Annotated in this window: 14 protein-coding genes and 1 pseudogene; 12 read left to right on the top strand and 3 right to left on the bottom strand. The window is 75.4% G+C overall.

All coding sequences use genetic code 11. The annotated features are described in order from the left end of the window. Window positions 1-48: 48 nt before the first annotated feature. The 3 genes and pseudogenes from metX to ACPYO6_RS04575 form a co-directional block, all read right to left on the bottom strand. A complete protein-coding gene (gene metX, locus ACPYO6_RS04585; protein ID WP_425713710.1) occupies window positions 49-1,197 on the bottom strand; it encodes a homoserine O-acetyltransferase MetX in 1,149 nt (382 codons plus the stop codon). A gap of 37 nt (window positions 1,198-1,234) precedes the next feature. Next, a complete protein-coding gene (locus ACPYO6_RS04580) occupies window positions 1,235-2,554 on the bottom strand; it encodes a bifunctional o-acetylhomoserine/o-acetylserine sulfhydrylase (RefSeq protein ID WP_425713709.1) in 1,320 nt (439 codons plus the stop codon). A gap of 252 nt (window positions 2,555-2,806) precedes the next feature. After that, a pseudogene (locus ACPYO6_RS04575) lies at window positions 2,807-3,301 on the bottom strand (inorganic diphosphatase); the annotation flags it as partial. Window positions 3,302-3,464: 163 nt separating this feature from the next. On the opposite strand from ACPYO6_RS04575, the gene ACPYO6_RS04570 reads away from it, so the two are divergent. The 12 genes from ACPYO6_RS04570 to ACPYO6_RS04515 all read left to right on the top strand — a co-directional run bounded on the left by ACPYO6_RS04570 (window position 3,465) and on the right by ACPYO6_RS04515 (window position 16,261). Beyond that, window positions 3,465-4,865: a D-alanyl-D-alanine carboxypeptidase/D-alanyl-D-alanine-endopeptidase gene (locus ACPYO6_RS04570; protein ID WP_425713708.1), complete on the top strand. Its 1,401-nt coding sequence runs from the start codon at window positions 3,465-3,467 to the stop codon at window positions 4,863-4,865. Window positions 4,866-4,906: 41 nt separating this feature from the next. Then, a complete protein-coding gene (locus ACPYO6_RS04565; protein ID WP_425713707.1) occupies window positions 4,907-5,947 on the top strand; it encodes a zinc-dependent metalloprotease in 1,041 nt (346 codons plus the stop codon). Window positions 5,948-5,957: 10 nt separating this feature from the next. Then, window positions 5,958-7,094: a tRNA lysidine(34) synthetase TilS gene (tilS, locus tag ACPYO6_RS04560; RefSeq protein ID WP_425713706.1), complete on the top strand. Its 1,137-nt coding sequence runs from the start codon at window positions 5,958-5,960 to the stop codon at window positions 7,092-7,094. Next, window positions 7,085-7,639, top strand: a complete 555-nt coding sequence (hpt, locus tag ACPYO6_RS04555) for a hypoxanthine phosphoribosyltransferase (protein ID WP_425713705.1) — start codon at window positions 7,085-7,087, stop codon at window positions 7,637-7,639. The genes tilS and hpt overlap by 10 nt, the downstream gene beginning before the upstream one ends. Window positions 7,640-7,786: 147 nt before the next feature. After that, window positions 7,787-9,898, top strand: a complete 2,112-nt coding sequence (gene ftsH / locus ACPYO6_RS04550) for an ATP-dependent zinc metalloprotease FtsH (RefSeq protein WP_425713704.1) — start codon at window positions 7,787-7,789, stop codon at window positions 9,896-9,898. After that, window positions 9,895-10,491, top strand: coding sequence for a GTP cyclohydrolase I FolE (folE, locus tag ACPYO6_RS04545; RefSeq protein WP_425713703.1), 597 nt, complete (start codon window positions 9,895-9,897; stop codon window positions 10,489-10,491). The genes ftsH and folE overlap by 4 nt, the downstream gene beginning before the upstream one ends. Before the next feature lie 5 nt (window positions 10,492-10,496). Then, window positions 10,497-11,384, top strand: a complete 888-nt coding sequence (gene folP, locus ACPYO6_RS04540; protein WP_425713702.1) for a dihydropteroate synthase — start codon at window positions 10,497-10,499, stop codon at window positions 11,382-11,384. Continuing rightward, on the top strand, window positions 11,381-12,310 hold the full coding sequence (gene folB, locus ACPYO6_RS04535) for a dihydroneopterin aldolase (RefSeq protein ID WP_425713701.1): 930 nt from the start codon (window positions 11,381-11,383) through the stop codon (window positions 12,308-12,310). Before folP ends, folB begins: the two co-directional genes overlap by 4 nt. Further along, window positions 12,307-12,777: a DUF3180 family protein gene (locus ACPYO6_RS04530; RefSeq protein ID WP_425713700.1), complete on the top strand. Its 471-nt coding sequence runs from the start codon at window positions 12,307-12,309 to the stop codon at window positions 12,775-12,777. The genes folB and ACPYO6_RS04530 overlap by 4 nt, the downstream gene beginning before the upstream one ends. Before the next feature lie 153 nt (window positions 12,778-12,930). Continuing rightward, window positions 12,931-13,458, top strand: coding sequence for a PH domain-containing protein (locus ACPYO6_RS04525; protein WP_425713699.1), 528 nt, complete (start codon window positions 12,931-12,933; stop codon window positions 13,456-13,458). Next, window positions 13,455-15,359 (top strand): PH domain-containing protein, encoded by a 1,905-nt coding sequence (locus ACPYO6_RS04520; protein WP_425713698.1) that lies wholly within the window; start codon window positions 13,455-13,457, stop codon window positions 15,357-15,359. Before ACPYO6_RS04525 ends, ACPYO6_RS04520 begins: the two co-directional genes overlap by 4 nt. Next, complete coding sequence (locus ACPYO6_RS04515; RefSeq protein ID WP_425713697.1) at window positions 15,356-16,261, top strand: Rossmann-like and DUF2520 domain-containing protein; 906 nt, start codon at window positions 15,356-15,358, stop codon at window positions 16,259-16,261. Before ACPYO6_RS04520 ends, ACPYO6_RS04515 begins: the two co-directional genes overlap by 4 nt. Window positions 16,262-16,283: the final 22 nt, after the last annotated feature.

Genomic DNA, 16,283 nt, shown 5'->3' with positions numbered 1-16,283 from the left:
CCGCCCATGGTGGCACCGGACGCAGGGACGCCGCTCGCCCCGACCCGCTCAGCTCAGCGAGTCGACCCGGTCCTCGGTCAGGAGCCGCGCGATCGCGGCCCCCACCTGCTCGTGCTCGACGAGGAACCCGTCGTGCCCGTACGGGGAGTCGATCTCGACGTAGTCCGACGGCCCGCTCACGCCGTCCGCGATCCGCCGGGCCTCGGCGGGGTCGAACAGGCGGTCCGAGCTGACGGCCACCGCGAGCGTGCGGGAGGTGATGCTCGCGAGCGCCTCGGCCACGCCGCCGCGGTCGCGCCCGATGTCATGGGTGAGCATCGTCCGGCTCAGCGCCACGTAGCTCCCGGCGTCGAAGCGGGCGGCGAGCTTGCCGGCGTGGTGGTCGAGGTAGGACTGGACGGCGAACCGCCCGCCGTCGAGCGGCTCCTCAGCGCCCTGCGGGAGGCGGCCGAACCGCTCCTCGAGCTCGAACGCGGATCGGTAGGTGGTGTGCGCGATCTGGCGGGCCACCCCGAGGCCGCGGGAGGGCCCCTCGCCGGGACCCGCGTCGTAGTAGTCGCCCCCGCGCCAGCCCGGGTCGAGCTCGATCGCGCCGATCTGGGCGTGGGCCCATGCGATCTGGTCGGCGGTCGTGCGCGCGTTGGACGCCACGACCGCCACCCGCTCGACGCGCTCGGGGGCCGTGACCGCCCACTCGACCGCGCGCTGCCCACCCACGGAGCCGCCGACGACGAGCGCGAACGAGCTGATGCCGAGCGCGTCGGCGAGCCGGATCTCGGCGGCCACCTGGTCCCGGACGGTGAGGATGGGGAACCGCGCGCCCCAGGGCATGCCGTTGGGGGAGGTGGAGGAGGGGCCGGTCGAGCCCTGACAGCCGCCGAGCACGTTGGGGGCGAGCACGAAGTACTCGTCCGTGTCGATCGCCTTGCCCGGCCCGACGATCTCGGACCACCAGCCAGGCCCGGCCGCGTCGTCGGACCGGTGCGACGTCACGTGCGAGTCGCCGGTCAGGGCGTGCAGGACGAGGACGGCGTTGGACCGGTCCTCGTTGAGCTCGCCGAACGTCTCGTAGGCGAGGGTGGCGTGCGGGAGCCGGCCGCCGACCTCGAGGCGGACCGCCCCGATCGGCATCTGCCTGCGGTCGCCCAGGTCCTGGCCGGGCAGCCACCCGCCGGAGGCGGGCAGCGTGCTCGGCACGGCTGTGCGTGCAGGTCGGCGGCCGGCGCCCGCCATGTCAGGCGCCCGTCCCGAGGGCCGCTGCCGCGGCGAAGCCGCGCTCGAGGTCGGCGAGGATGTCGGGCAGGTCCTCGAGGCCCACGGCGAGCCGGACGAGGGTCGACGAGACGCCCGCGGCGGCGAGCTCCTCCTCGCTCAGCTGGGAGTGCGTCGTCGAGGCCGGGTGGATGACGAGCGAGCGGACGTCGCCGATGTTGGCGACGTTCGAGTGCAGCTCGAGCGCGTCGACGAACGCCACGCCCGCCTCCTTGCCGCCGGACGCCAGCTCGAACGCGAGGACCGCGCCCGGGCCCTTGGGCGTGTACTTCTGCGCCTTCTCGTACCAGGGCGAGCTGGGCAGGCCGGCCCAGGCCACGCGGGCCACGTCGTCGCGCGCCTCGAGGAACTCGGCGACGGCGCGGGCGTTCTCCACGTGCCGGTCGACGCGCAGCGAGAGGGTCTCGATGCCCTGGCCGATGAGGAAGGCGTTGAACGGCGAGATCGCGGGGCCCGTGTCGCGCAGGAGCTGCGTGCGCGCCTTGAGGGCGAGCGCCGGCGCGCCGAGGTCCGCGAACACGAGACCGTTGTAGGACGGGTCGGGCGTGTTGAAGCCGGGGAAGCGCTCGGGGTACCTCGACCACTCGAACGTGCCGCCGTCGACGATCGCGCCGGCGACCGTGGTGCCGTGGCCGCCGAGGTACTTGGTCGCGGAGTGGATGACCACGTCCGCGCCGTGCTCGATCGGGCGCAGGAGGTAGGGGGTGGCGATCGTGTTGTCGACGATCAGCGGCACGCCGATCTCGTGCGCCACGCCGGCGACGGCCTCGATGTCGAGGACGTCGCCCTTGGGGTTGGGGATCGACTCGCCGAAGAACAGCTTCGTCCGGTCGGTCGCGGCCGCGCGCCACGACTCCGGGTCGTCGGGGTTCTCGACGAAGGTCGTCGTCACGCCGAACTTCGGGAGCGTGTGGCGCAGGAGGTTGTACGTGCCGCCGTACAGGGACGGCGAGGCGACGAGGTGGTCGCCGGCCTCCGCGATCGAGAGGATCGCCAGCGTCTCGGCCGCCTGGCCGGACGCGACGAGCAGACCGGCGACGCCGCCCTCGAGGTCGGCGATCCGGTTCTCGACGACCTCCTGGGTCGGGTTGGTGATGCGCGTGTAGATGGGGCCCGGGTCGGCGAGCGCGAAGCGGGCGGCCGCGTGGTCGGCGGAGTCGAACACGAACGAGGTCGTCTGGTAGATCGGCAGCGCGCGGGCGCCGGTGGCCGGGTCGGGCGTCTGCCCGGCGTGGATCTGGCGGGTGCTGAAGCCCTGGGCGGGCGTCGAGTTCTCGGTCATGTGGGTCCTTGCTCGCGTCGGTGGCCGGGGCGTGAACTTCCCCGAACCTACGACGACGCCGTCGCACCCGACAGGGCGCGACGGCGTCGTCTCAGGTGCTGGACGCGCTCAGGCCTGCGGCTCGACCGGGATCCGGCGGGCGTCGCCGGGGCCGAGCGGGCTCGCGTGGCCGCGGTCGCCGTCGAGGTCCGGCTCGCCGTCGGGGCCCGGCTGGCTGCCGGAGCCGCCGACGCGCTGGTGGCCGCCGCCGCCGTGCTCGTAGTAGCCGGTGTCGATCGCGCGCTGGTAGGACCGGCGGATCTCCTCCTCGGTCTCCTCGCGGCCCACCCAGTGCGCGCCCTCGACCGACTTGCCGGGCTCGAGGTCCTTGTAGACCTCGAAGAAGTGCTGGATCTCGAGGCGGTGGAACTCCGAGACGTCCTCGATCTCCGTGCGCCAGGACGCGCGCTGGTCGCCGGCGGGCACCGCGATCACCTTGTCGTCGCCGCCGGCCTCGTCGCGCATGCGGAACATGCCCAGCGCGCGGGCGCGGATGAGGCAGCCCGGGAACGTCGGCTCCTCGAGGAGGACGAGGACGTCGAGCGGGTCGCCGTCCTCGCCGAGGGTGCCCTCGATGAACCCGTAGTCGTCCGGGTATCGGGTCGAGGTGAAGAGCAGGCGGTCCAGGCGGATCCGCCCGGTCTCGTGGTCCACCTCGTACTTGTTGCGGTTCCCCTTGGGGATCTCGATGGTGACGTCGAACTCCACAGCAAGCACTTCCTCGGGTGTCGGGCCGCGCGCGCGGCGAGGATCTACGGCTGGTCCCCGCTCGGAGGACCCGGTCAGCACCTAGTGTGGCGTATGCGGCGCCACCTGCGCGCCGACGGGCCGGGACGGCACGAACACCAGGGCACGACGACGGACGGACGGCATGGCACGAATCGGCTCCACGGCCCGCAGCACCGTCGCCTGGGTGGCCGGCAGCCTCGCCGTCGTCCTCGTCGCGCTCTACGTCCTCCTCGACGTGCAGGACGCGGTCCCCGGCGTGCTGACGGACGAGCCCGCCCCCGCCGACGCCGCGCCGTACCCCGCCGTCGCCCTGCCGGGTGCCCGCCCGGCCGCGGCCCCCGTCGACCTGCTCGACCCGGCCGCGCCCGCGGCGACCCCGGACGCGGTGGGGTCCGCCGTCGAGTCGCTCGTCGCGGACCCGGCCCGGCCCGGCGACGTGGCCGTTCGCGTCGTCGACTCCGCGACCGGCGAGGTCCTCGCCGAGCGCGACCCGACGAGCGCCCTGCAGACGGCCTCGTCGGCGAAGATCCTCACCGGCGCGGCGGCGCTCAGCGTGCTCGGCCCGCAGACCCGGTTCCCCACCACGGTGGTCTCCGCCGGGGACGGGCTGCTCGTCCTCGTCGGCGGCGGCGACGTCCTGCTCGGCGAGGGCGAGGGCGACCCGAGCGCGACCCGCGGCCACGCCGGCATCGCCGACCTCGCCGACCAGGTCGCCGCCGAGCTCGAGTCCTCGGGCACCACGGAGGTCCGCCTCGCCGTCGACGACTCCCAGTTCACCGGCGAGCCCTACGCCGACGACGTCACCGGGTGGGACCGCAGCTTCACGATGCCCGCGACCACGGTGGCCGTGAACACCGGCGCGGTCGACGGCGCCTACACCGCGGACCCCGCCATGGGCGCGACGGAGGCCCTCGCCGCCGCCCTCGAGGAGCGCGGCGTGACGGCCACGGTCGAGGGACGGGCCACCGCCCCCGACGGCGCGAGCGCGATCGCCACCACCGAGTCCGCGCCCGTCGAGCAGATCGTGCGGACCATGCTCGTCGACTCGGACAACGCGATCGCCGACGTGCTCGCCCGCATGGTCGCGCTCGCGAGCGGCCTGCCAGGCGACGCGACCTCCGGCGGGACCGCGGTCGTCGACGCCGTCGGCGCGCTCGGCATCGACACCGCCGGCACCGTGATGATCGACGGTGCGGGCCTCTCCATCACCGACTCGACCACCGTCACCGTCCTGACCGAGCTCGTCGACCTCGCGCTCGACCCGTCGGCCACGACCCTGGCCGGCCTCGTCCCCGCGCTCCCGACCTCCGGGCTCGACGGCACCCTCTCCGAGCGGCTCGTCGGCGAGAACGCCGGCCGCGTCCAGGCCAAGACGGGCACGCTCGCGCGCTCGGTCTCGCTCACGGGCACCGTGCTCACCGCCGACGAGCGACTCCTCACGTTCTCCGTGGTCATGCACTCGTTCGACGAGGGCGGGGCGTGGGCCGCGCGGGAGTCGATGGACACCTTCGTCTCCGAGCTCGCGGCCTGCGGCTGCGCCTAGGACCACCGCCCCGGCCCCGCCCCGCGACTACCGTGGGAGGCGTGACCGATCCCGTCGACCTCCGGCTCGCCGCCCGGCGCGCGGCCCGCCTCGCGCCCCCGGGCCCGCGCGGCACGCCCGAGGAGCTGACCGCCCTGGTGGCGGGCCTGCGCGAGGCCGCGGCCTCGGCGCCGCAGCACGTGGGCCGGCTCACCGGGCTGCACGACGCCGCGCACCGGGTCGCCGGACAGCGCGTGAGCGTGGTCGACCGGCCGGGCTGGGCGCGCGCCAACGCCGACCTGCTCGGGCACGTCTCGACGGGCCTCCTGCCCCCGGCCGGACGCCTCGGCGCGCGCCTCGCCGGCGAGGAGGCCGGCGCGCTGCTCGCCTACCTCTCGACCAAGGTGCTCGGCCAGTTCGACCCCTTCGGTCCCGGCGCCCCGCACCTGCTGCTCGTCGCGCCCAACGTGCTGCGCCTCGAGCGCGAGCTCGACCTCGACGCCCGCGACTTCCGCCGCTGGGTGGCGCTGCACGAGCAGACGCACGCCGTGCAGTTCGCCGCCGCCCCCTGGCTCGCCGAGCACCTGACGGGGATGATCCGCGGCACGATCGGCCCGGCGCTCACCGAGGACCAGGACCGGGACGTCGGCGGCATGCTCGCCGCCGTCGTCGCCGCCCTGCGCGACCGGGACGAGCAGACGCCGGCCGGCCTCGAGATCGCGGGCCCGCTCGTCGACGCCCTGCTCACGCCGGCCGAGCGCGAGTCGCTCCAGCGGGTCGTCGCGGTGATGAGCCTGCTCGAGGGGCACGCCGACGTCGTGATGGACGCCGTCGGCCCGGCCGTCCTGCCGAGCGTGCGCCGCATCCGGCGCCAGTTCGACAAGCGCCGGGACGGCACGGGCCCCCTCGACGTCCTCCTGCGCACCCTGCTCGGGATGCGCGCGAAGACGGCCCAGTACCGCAACGGCGCCGCGTTCGTCCGGCAGGTCGTCGAGCGGGTCGGCCACGACGGCCTCAACGCCGTGTGGGCGGCGCCGGACCTGCTGCCGACCCCGACCGAGATCCTCGAGCCGGCCGCCTGGGTGTCCCGCGTCCACGCATGACCCACCACGCATGACCCGGCACCCGCGGGTCTCCGGCCCCGCCACGCTCGCGGCGCGCCGGGCCCTGCGCACCGCGCTCGCCGACCTGCCGCCGGGGACGCGCGTGCTCGTCGCGTGCTCGGGCGGCCCCGACTCGCTCGCGCTCGCGGTCACGGTCGCGCACCTCGTGCCGGAGGCCGGCTGGGTCGCGGAGGCGCTCGTCGTCGACCACGGCCTGCGCGCGGGGTCGGCGGGCGAGGCCTCCGACGTCGTCGCCCGGCTCCGCGCCGTGGGTCTCGCCGCGTCGGCGACCTCCGTCGACGCGGGGTCGGGCACGGGCGGGCCGGAGGCCCGCGCCCGGGACGCGCGCTGGGCGGCGCTGCGGGCGCGGGCCGCCGCACCCGGAGGCGCCGCTGCGCCCGAGGACACGGCCGTCATCCTCACCGGCCACACGATGGACGACCAGGCCGAGACCGTCCTGCTCGGCCTCGCCCGCGGCTCGGGCGCCCGCTCGCTCGCCGGGATGCGGGCGGTGGAACCTGGGGTGCGCCGCCCGTTCCTCACGATCCGCCGCGCCCAGACGCTCGCGGTGTGCGACGAGCTCGGCCTCACGCCCGTCATCGACCCGACGAACGCCGCCGACGGCCCCTGGCGCGCCGCCGACGGCACCGCCCTGCGCCGCGCCGCCGTCCGCGACCGCGCCCTGCCGGCGCTCGCCGACGCCCTCGGCGCCGACCCCGTCCCGGCGCTCGCCCGCACGGCCTTCCAGGCCCGGCGCGACGACGACGCGCTGACCGAGCGGGCCGACGCGCTGCTCGCGGACGCCCTGCTCGACGACGCGCGGCGGTCGCGCGCCGCGACGAGGGCGACCGACGACGACGGACCGGCGTCGTCGTCGGACCCGGTGATGACCCTCGACACCGCCGTCCTCGCCGCCGCCCACCCGGCCGTGCGCACCCGCGCGCTGCGCGCGGCCGGCGAGCGGGCGGGCTGGCGACCGGGCGACGTCAAGGCCGCGCACCTCGAGGCGCTCGACGCCCTCGTGACGAGGTATACGGGGCAGGGACCGGCCGCGCTGCCCGGGGGAGTTCTCGCCCGCCGCTGCTGTGGCAGGCTGATGCTCTCCCGGAGGACGGACCAAGGAGACGAAGGAGCGACGTGGACGTAGCGGACATGGGCGAGGACCTGGCCGAGGTCATCGTCTCCAAGGACGAGATCGACGCGCGGCTGGCCGAGATGGCGGCCGAGATCGACCGCGACTACGCCGGCCGGAACCTGCTGCTCGTCGGCGTCCTGCGCGGCGCCGTCATGGTGATGGCCGACCTCTCGCGCGAGCTGCACACGCCGCTCGAGATGGACTGGATGGCGGTGTCGTCCTACGGCTCGGGCACGAAGTCCTCCGGGGTCGTGCGCATCCTCAAGGACCTCGACTCCGACCTCACCGGCCGGGACGTGCTCATCGTCGAGGACATCATCGACTCCGGGCTCACCCTGTCCTGGCTGCAGGGCAACCTGCGCTCGCGCGGCGCCGCCTCCGTCGAGATCGCCACGCTCCTGCGCAAGCCGGACGCCGCGAAGGTCGCCGTCGACGTGCGCTACGTCGGGTTCGACATCCCCTCGGCGTTCGTCGTCGGGTACGGCCTGGACTACGCGGAGCGCTACCGCAACCTCCCGTTCGTCGGCCGGCTCGCGGAGCACGTCTACTCCCGCTGACCACGCCGGCCGGGTCGCTCCCGTCCGCCACCCCGTTCGCCGTGCGCGGAGCGGGCCCGGCCCCCGGACCCTCGGCGTGTCGCGCTCGGTTATCGTCGTCGGGTCGCCCGGGGCGGGCGCCGACCGGACGGAGCGGCTGAGGCTGGCATGAAGACAACCTGGAAGAAGATCGCGCGGAGTCCCTGGCCGTGGGTGATCGGGGCCCTGCTGGTCGTCGTCGTCCTCGTGCCCTTCTTCAGCGGCGGTCGGGTCTCGCCGATCGACACCTCGCAGGGCATGGAGGTCCTGCGCGGCGACACGGTCGAGCAGGCCCGCGTCAACGACACCACCCAGCGGGTCGAGCTCACGCTCACCGAGGACCTCGTGGCGCCGAACGGCGACGAGGGCTCGGACAACAACGAGAACTACGGCACGAGCGTCGAGTTCACGTACGCGGACGCCCAGAGCGGCGCGATCACCGACCTGCTTGAGGACGCGGACCCGGTGAGGGGCTACGACGTCGAGGTCCCGCAGGGCAACGCGTTCCTCTCCCTGCTCGGCCTCATGCTCCCGATGATCCTCATCCTCGGGCTCTTCTGGTGGCTGATGTCCCGCTCGCAGGGCGGCGGCGTCATGGGCTTCGGGAAGTCCACGGCGAAGAAGGTGAGCAAGGAGACCCCGGATGTCACGTTCTCCGACGTCGCGGGCGTGGACGAGGCGGTGGAGGAGCTCCAGGAGATCCGCGAGTTCCTCCAGGAACCGAGCAAGTTCCAGGCCGTCGGCGCGAAGATCCCCAAGGGTGTCCTGCTCTACGGCCCCCCGGGCACCGGCAAGACGCTCCTCGCGCGCGCCGTCGCGGGCGAGGCGGGCGGCTCGTTCTACTCGATCTCCGGCTCGGAGTTCGTCGAGATGTTCGTCGGCGTCGGCGCCTCCCGCGTGCGCAACCTGTTCGAGCAGGCCAAGCAGAACACCCCGGCGATCATCTTCGTCGACGAGATCGACGCGGTGGGCCGCCAGCGCGGCGCCGGCATGGGCGGCGGGCACGACGAGCGCGAGCAGACGCTCAATCAGCTCCTCGTCGAGATGGACGGGTTCGACTCGACGACGAACGTCATCCTCATCGCCGCGACCAACCGTCCCGACGTCCTCGACCCCGCGCTCCTGCGCCCGGGCCGGTTCGACCGCCAGATCTCGGTGACCGCCCCCGATCTGCCGGGGCGCCACCAGATCCTCCGCGTCCACGCGCGTGGCAAGCCGATGACCCCGGACGTCGACCTCGAGGGTGTGGCCCGCCGCACGCCCGGCTTCTCCGGCGCGGACCTCGCCAACGTCCTCAACGAGGCCGCGCTTCTCACGGCCCGCTCCGGCGCGCAGCTCATCGACAACCGCGCGCTCGACGAGGCGATCGACCGCGTCATCGCCGGCCCGCAGCGCCGCACCCGCGTGATGAACGACAAGGACAAGAAGGTCACGGCCTACCACGAGGGCGGGCACGCGCTGACCGCCGCGGCCCTGCGATACACCGACCCGGTGACGAAGGTGACGATCCTGCCGCGCGGCCAGGCCCTCGGCTACACGATGGTCATGCCCACCGAGGACCGGTACTCGAGCTCGCGCAACCAGCTGGTCGACCAGCTCGTCTACGCGCTCGGTGGCCGGGTGGCCGAGGAGGTCGTCTTCCACGAGCCGACCACGGGTGCCGGCAACGACATCGAGAAGGCGACGACGACCGCCAAGCAGATGGTCACCGAGCTCGGCATGTCCGCGCGCGTCGGCCCGGTCAAGCTGAGCGAGAGCAGCAGCGAGCCGTTCCTCGGCCGCGACATGGGCGGGTCGAAGGACTACTCCGACGACGTCGCGCGCGTGGTCGACGAGGAGGTGCGCACGCTGATGATGGACGCGCACCAGGAGGCGTGGGAGATCCTCACCGAGTACCGCGACGTCCTCGACGAGCTCGTGATCGAGCTGATGGACCGCGAGACCCTCAACGAGGCCGACCTGCGCCGCATCTTCTCCCGGGTGGTCAAGCGCGAGCCGCGCGAGCTCTGGTACGCCTCGCACAACCGCCCGGACCTCGGCCGCCGCCCCGTGCTCACCCGCGAGGAGCAGGCCCGCCGTGCGGCCGACCCGCGCCCCGCGAGCGAGTTCCGCCCGCGTCCGGAGGACACGAGCGACATGTTCGGCACGCAGCCGCCGCCCACCTCGCCCGACTTCGGGTCGGGGGAGGCCACGCCCGACGGCGGCGCCACGGACGGTCCCGCCACCGAGGGGCGGCCGTGACGGAGCACGACGCGCTGCCCGCCCAGCCGGTCGACCTCGCGGCCGCAGCCGCGGCCGTGCGCGCGCTGCTCGTCGCCGTCGGGGAGGACCCGGACCGCGAGGGCCTGCGGGAGACCCCGGAGCGCGTGGCCCGCTCGTTCGGCGAGCTGTTCGCCGGGCTCGCGGAGGACCCTGCCGACCACCTCGACTCCGTGTTCGACCTCGGCCACCAGGAGATGGTGATCGTCGCCGACATCCCGCTGTACTCGATGTGCGAGCACCACCTGCTGCCGTTCCACGGCAAGGCGCACGTCGGCTACATCCCGGGCGAGGACGGCCGTGTCACGGGCCTGTCGAAGGTGGCGCGGATGGTCGAGGGCTACGCCCGGCGCCCCCAGGTCCAGGAGAACCTCACGAGCCAGGTCGCCGACGCGCTCGTCGACCGGCTCGGCGCCCGCGGCGCCCTGGTCGTGGTCGAGGCCGAGCACATGTGCATGTCGATGCGCGGGGCCCGGGCCACGGGTACCCGCACCGTCACCTCGGCCGTGCGCGGCATGATGCGCAACCCCGCCACCCGCGCGGAGGCGATGAGCCTCCTGCGCTCGCGCTCGTAGCCGCCGTGCGCACCGGCGACCTGTTCCGCGGCGCCCCCGCCGGTCTGCCCGCGTCCGTGCCCACCGGCCGCACGCTGGTCATGGGCGTCCTCAACGTCACCCCGGACTCCTTCTCCGACGGCGGCGCGTACGTCGACCAGGGTGCCGCCCTGGCGCACGGGCTCGACATGGTGGCGCGCGGCGCCGACCTCGTCGACGTCGGGGGCGAGTCCACCCGGCCCGGCGCCACGCCCGTCGACCCCGCCGAGGAGATCCGCCGGGTCGAGCCCGTGGTCCGCGCGCTCGCGGAACGCGGCGTGGTCGTCAGCATCGACACCCTGCACGCGGCGACGGCGGCCGCCGCGCTCGAGGCCGGCGCCCGCATCGTCAACGACGTCTCCGCCGGTGTCCACGACCCGGAGATCCTGCACGTGGCCGCGCGGGCCGGCGCCGTCGTCGTCCTCCAGCACCGCCGGGGCGAGGCGGGTACGATGACCGCGCTCGCCGACTACGACGACCTCGTTCCCGACGTCGTCGCCGAGGTCGCCGAGCGCCGGGACGCGGCGCTCGCGGCCGGGATCGCGGCGGACCGGATCGTCCTCGACCCGGGCCTCGGGTTCGCCAAGGAGGGCACCCAGTCCTGGGAGGTGCTCGAGCGCCTCGAGGCCCTCGCCGTGCTCGGCCACCCGCTCCTCGTGGGGACGAGCCGCAAGCGGTTCCTCGCCGCCGCCGTCGCGGACGGCCCGGACCGCACCGGGACCCCGGTCGACCGCGACGCCGCCACCGCCGCCACGACCGCGCTGCTCGCCGCCAGAGGCGTGTGGGCGGTGCGGGTCCACGACGTCCGGCCATCCGCCGACGCCGTGGCCGTGGCCGCCGCGCTCGCCCCGTTCGCGGGCGGTGACGGGCGGTGAGCAGCGGCCCCGCCCGGATCGCCGTGACGGGCCTGCGGACCCACGCCCACCACGGCGTGTACGACCACGAGCGGCGCGACGGCCAGCCCTTCGGCGTCGACGTCGTCTTCGAGCTCGCGACGGAGCGCGCGGCGGCGACCGACGACGTCGCGGACACGCTCTCCTACGGCGAGGTCGCGCGCACCGCCCGGGCGATCCTCGCGGGCGAGCCGGTCGACCTCCTCGAGACCCTCGCCGAGCGGATCGCGGGCGCCGTCCTCGACCTGGGGGCCGGCGCCGTCGAGGTCACCGTCCACAAGCCCGAGGCGCCGGTCGGGGTCGAGGTCGACGATGTCACCCTGACGATCCGCCGGGAGCGCACGGCGCACGACGACGTCGCGGACCCCGTGCTGCGCGCCGCCCCCGTGGGGCCGACGCCGGTCGTCCTCGCGCTCGGCTCCAACCAGGCCGGTGACCTCGCCGCACCCGCGGACCAGCTGCGCCGCGCGGTCGACGCCCTCGCGCACGCCGACGGGCTGCACATCGACGCGGTCTCGCCGCTCGTGGCCACCGCGGCCGCCCTCGCGCCGGGGCAGGCGCCGCAGCCCGACTACGTCAACGCGGTCCTCGTGGGGACCACCACGCTCGCGCCGGCGGGCGTCCTCGAGATCGCCAGGCGGTGCGAGGAACGGGCCGGCCGCGTGCGGACGGAGCGGTGGGCGGCGCGCACCCTCGACGTCGACGTCGTCGCCTACCGGGGCGTCACCTCGGACGACCCGGCCCTCACGCTGCCCCACCCGCGGGCCGCCGAGCGAGCCTTCGTCCTGCTGCCGTGGTCGCTCGCGGACCCGGCCGCCGAGCTCCCGGGCGCGGGGCGCGTGGCCGACCTCGCCGCGCGGGCAGCGGACGCCGACGGGGTCCGCTCGGTGACCGAGGTCTGGCGATGAGGCGCACGTCGATCGCCTGGCTCGTGGGCGCCGCGATCATCGCCGGCGCGGCGTCCTGGTTGCTGCTCGGGATCGCCGAGGTGTACGTCGAGGTCTCGTGGCTGACCGCGGTCGTCCTGCTCGGGCTCGCGCTGGGCCTGTGGCTCGGCGGGCGCGCGGTCAGGCGGCTCGTCGAGGGGGAGCGGACGAGCATGACGCCGCTCGGCGCCGCGCGCGTCGCGGCCCTCGCGCAGGCGTCGGCCTGGGGCGGCTCGCTGGTGACCGGGTGGTTCGCGGCGCAGGCGCTCGTCGCGGCCGGCAGCTGGCACGCCGCGTTCGCCGCCGCCCACCTCGCCGAGTCGGTCGCGAACGGGGTGGCCGCCGTCGTGCTCGTCGTCGTCGGGCTCGTGGTCGAGCACTGGTGCTCGATCCCGCCCGAGGACGAGACCGAGGTCCGATCGGCCGCCTCGGGGCCGGAACCGGCGTGAGGCCGGTCGGCGCAGCGGATCCGGACGGGTCCACCGCGGGGTGGAGGAGCGCGCCCACCGTCCGCCGGTCGGTGGATCTGCTGACGACGCCTCGTTTGGCATGATTCGCGCGGGGGCGGACGCTCCCGGACGCCCAGCGTGATCGGAGACGGCATGTCGCAGCAGTGGGAGCAACCGGACGCATCGGCTGCCGAGCGCCCCTCCCCGTTCGCGCCGCCCGGCGTCCCGTTCCGGCCCGTCGACCAGAGCCTGGCAACGGTCCGGATCATCTCGACGTGTCTCTGGCTGGGCCCGCTCGTCGTCGTCGGCGTGGTCCTCGGGATCTGGGTCGGTGGCTGGGGCTGGTGGCTCGGGACCGGGATCGTCGCGGCCCTGCTGCTGTGGATCGTGCTGCTCGTGCCCCGGCAGGTCCGCGCGATGGGCTACTGCGAGATGGACGAGGACCTGCTGTTCCGCAAGGGCCTCCTCTGGCGCTCGCTCGTGGTGGTGCCCTACGGCCGCATGCAGCAGATCGATGTCGAGGCCGGTCCGCTCGACCGGCGCTTCGGCATCGCGTCGGTCAAGCTGAGCACGGCGTCCGCGCAGACCGACGCGAAGATCCCGGGCCTGCCCGCCGACGAGGCTGCGCGCCTGCGTGAGTCGCTCACCTCGCGCGGCGAGGCACGGCTGGCCGGCCTGTGAGTGGGGAGAGCCGGCAGGACGACCTCCCCGTCGAGGCCGGGGACGGCTGGCGGCGGGTGCACCCCGTCACGCCCGTCCTGCTCGTGTGGCAGGTCCTCGCGGCGATCCTCGCCGTCCTCGTCTTCCAGGTCGGCCAGGAGCTCGCCGGCACCGGCGGCTGGGACTGGGTCGTCGACCACCTGAGCACTGTGCTGCTGTGGCTGGGCGTCGGGATCGCGGTCGTCATCGTCGTGGTCGGCATCTACTCGTCGCTGTCCTGGCGGCGGATGCGCTACCGGGTCGACACCGACGGGGTCGAGCTCAACTCGGGCATCCTCTTCCGGCAGCAGCGCCGCGCCCCGCTCGCGCGGGTCCAGGCGGTCGACCTCCAGCAGCCGCTGCTCGGCCGCATGTTCGGCCTCGCCCGGGTCAAGGTCGAGACCGCGGGCGCGGCGGACTCCAACGTGACGATCGCGTTCCTCCGGCTCGCGGACGCGAACGCGCTGCGGGCGGAGATCCTCGCCCGCGCCGCCGGGGTCGACCTCGACGAGGTGCGCATCGCCGCCGAGGCCGCCGCGGGCGGGACGGACGCCGAGCAGGCCGTTCGTGAGGCGGCCGGTGCGGGCGGGGTGCTCGGCGCGGGCGGCCACCGTTCTCCCGGCGCCGACCACGACGCCGCCGCAGCCGCAACCACCGCCGACCCCGACGACCCCCGGTCCCTGCGCGCCGCACGCACGGGCTACCGCGAGGCGCCGGAGCGCGTCGTGTTCGAGATCGACAACGGGCGACTCGTCGCGGGCACCCTGCTCTCGCCGGGCTTCATCTCCATCGCGCTCATGCTGATCGCGGCGATCGTCGTGCTCGCGTCACGCGCGCCGTTCGCCGTGCTCGCCGCGTTCGTCCCCGGCGTCATCAGTACCGCGGGCTACGTGTGGAGCCGCTTCTCGGGGGCGTTCAGCTTCACCAGCGCGACCTCGCCCGACGGCATCCGCGTCCGCCGCGGTCTGCTCGAGACCACCTCGCAGACCATCCCGCCCCGCCGGGTGCAGGCCGTCCGACTGAGCCAGCCGTGGCTGTGGCGGTGGCGCGGCTGGTGGCGCGTCGAGGGCTACATCGCCGGGTACGGCGTGGCCGAGGGCAGCTTCGCCAGCTCGTCGAGCACGCTCATGCCGGTCGGGACGCGGTCCGAGGCCCTGACGGCGATGTGGCTCGTCGTGCCCGACCTCGGTGTCGACGACCTTCCCGCCGTCCTCGACGCCGGCCTCGACGGCTCCGGCGACGCCGCGGGCTTCCTCACCTCGCCCCGGCGCGCGCGCTGGCTCGACCCGAAGGCATGGCGCCGGCAGGCCGTGCTCGTCACGCGCGAGGCGATCCTCCTGCGCACCGGCTGGCTCGGCCGGAAGCTCGAGGTCGTCCCGCACGGGCGCACGCAGTCCGTCGGGATCACGCAGGGCCCGTGGGAGCGCCGGCTCCGGCTCGCGAACCTCCACATGCACACGGTCGCCGGTCCCGGCCAGCCCGCCGTCCAGCACCTCGACGAGCAGGATGCGCTCGCCCTCCTGCAGCACCAGGCCGGACGCGCGCGCGAGGCCCGCCACCGCGAGGGCCCCGAGGAGTGGGCGCGCCGTGTGGCCGTGCTCCCGGACGTCAAGGCACCCACCCACGACGACGACGCCGCCACCGACATCACCTCCGACGACGACGCCGCCACGCCCGGTGCGCCGCCGCCCGGCGGCGCGACCCTGCCGACCGGTGCCCCGGCGCCGACCGGTGCCCCGGCGCCGGCCGGCGGCCCGGTGGCGCCCGGCCGCTCGGCGCCGTCCGGCGGCCCTGTAAGCCCCACCCACCCGGCCAGCACCCACCCCCGCGGCCCGGACGGCGGAGGCTGGTCGGCGCTGCACGAGGACGGACCGAGCGCATGACCGACGACCCCACCGGCGGGCAGGACCGCCCCGGCCGCCTCGACGTCGGCATCGTCTCCGCCGGCCGCGCCGGCTCCGTGCTCGGCGCGGCCATGGCGATCGCGGGCCACCGGCTCGTCGGTGTGACGGCGCGGAGCGAGGCGAGCCGCGAGCGGGCCGCGGTCCTCCTGCCGGACGTGCCGGTCCTCCCGGCCGCCGACGTCGCCGCCGAGGCCCAGCTGCTCCTCCTCGCGGTCCCGGACGACGTGCTGCCCGGGCTCGTCGCCGAGCTCGCCGACTCCGGCGCGATCCGGCCGGGACAGGTCGTCGTCCACGTGTGCGGTCGGCACGGGACGGATGTCCTCGAGCCCGCCGCCGCGCGCGGCGCGCTCACCCTGGCCGTGCACCCGGCGATGACCTTCACGGGCACCTCGCTCGACCTGCGCCGGCTGCCGGGCTGCCCGACGGCCGTCACCGCGGCGCCGGCGCTCCTCCCGCTCGCCCAGGCGGTGGCGATCGACCTCGGTGGCGAGCCCGTCGTCGTCGCGGCCGCGGACCGTGCGCTCTACCACGCGGCCCTCTCGCACGGCGCCAACCACCTCGTCACCCTCGTCGGCCAGGCCGCGCGGATGCTCGAGGAGGCCGGCGTGTCCGAGCCCGGCGACTACCTGCGGCCGCTCCTCGAGGCGGCCCTCGGCAACGCGCTCGCGGCCGGGGAGAGCGCGCTGACCGGCCCCGTGGCGCGCGGCGACGCCGCGACCGTCCGCGCACACACCGCCGCGCTCGGCGAGCTCGACCAGCCGTCGCAGGCCGATCTCCTCGCCACGTACGCGCACCTCGCACGCACGACGGCCGCCCGCGCCGTCCGCACCGGGCGCCTCGCCCCGGACGCCGCGGCGGCGGTCCTCGACGCGCTGCCCTGACCCTGCCCCGATCCACCGCACG

Origin of the sequence: Georgenia sp. Z1344, from assembly GCF_049856295.1 — a bacterium.
Lineage (GTDB): Bacteria > Actinomycetota > Actinomycetes > Actinomycetales > Actinomycetaceae > JB111.
This window is presented reverse-complemented; position numbering and strand designations above follow the sequence as displayed.

Bases quoted from the DNA above. Each gene is read 5' to 3' on its own strand.
- ACPYO6_RS04580 (WP_425713709.1), bottom strand. From the start codon at position 2,554: ATGACCGAGAACTCGACGCCCGCCCAGGGCTTCAGCACCCGCCAGATC.
- ACPYO6_RS04570 (WP_425713708.1), top strand. From the start codon at position 3,465: ATGGCACGAATCGGCTCCACGGCCCGCAGCACCGTCGCCTGGGTGGCC.
- tilS (WP_425713706.1), top strand. From the start codon at position 5,958: ATGACCCGGCACCCGCGGGTCTCCGGCCCCGCCACGCTCGCGGCGCGC.
- ftsH (WP_425713704.1), top strand. From the start codon at position 7,787: ATGAAGACAACCTGGAAGAAGATCGCGCGGAGTCCCTGGCCGTGGGTG.
- ACPYO6_RS04530 (WP_425713700.1), top strand. From the start codon at position 12,307: ATGAGGCGCACGTCGATCGCCTGGCTCGTGGGCGCCGCGATCATCGCC.
- ACPYO6_RS04525 (WP_425713699.1), top strand. From the start codon at position 12,931: ATGTCGCAGCAGTGGGAGCAACCGGACGCATCGGCTGCCGAGCGCCCC.
- ACPYO6_RS04515 (WP_425713697.1), top strand. From the start codon at position 15,356: ATGACCGACGACCCCACCGGCGGGCAGGACCGCCCCGGCCGCCTCGAC.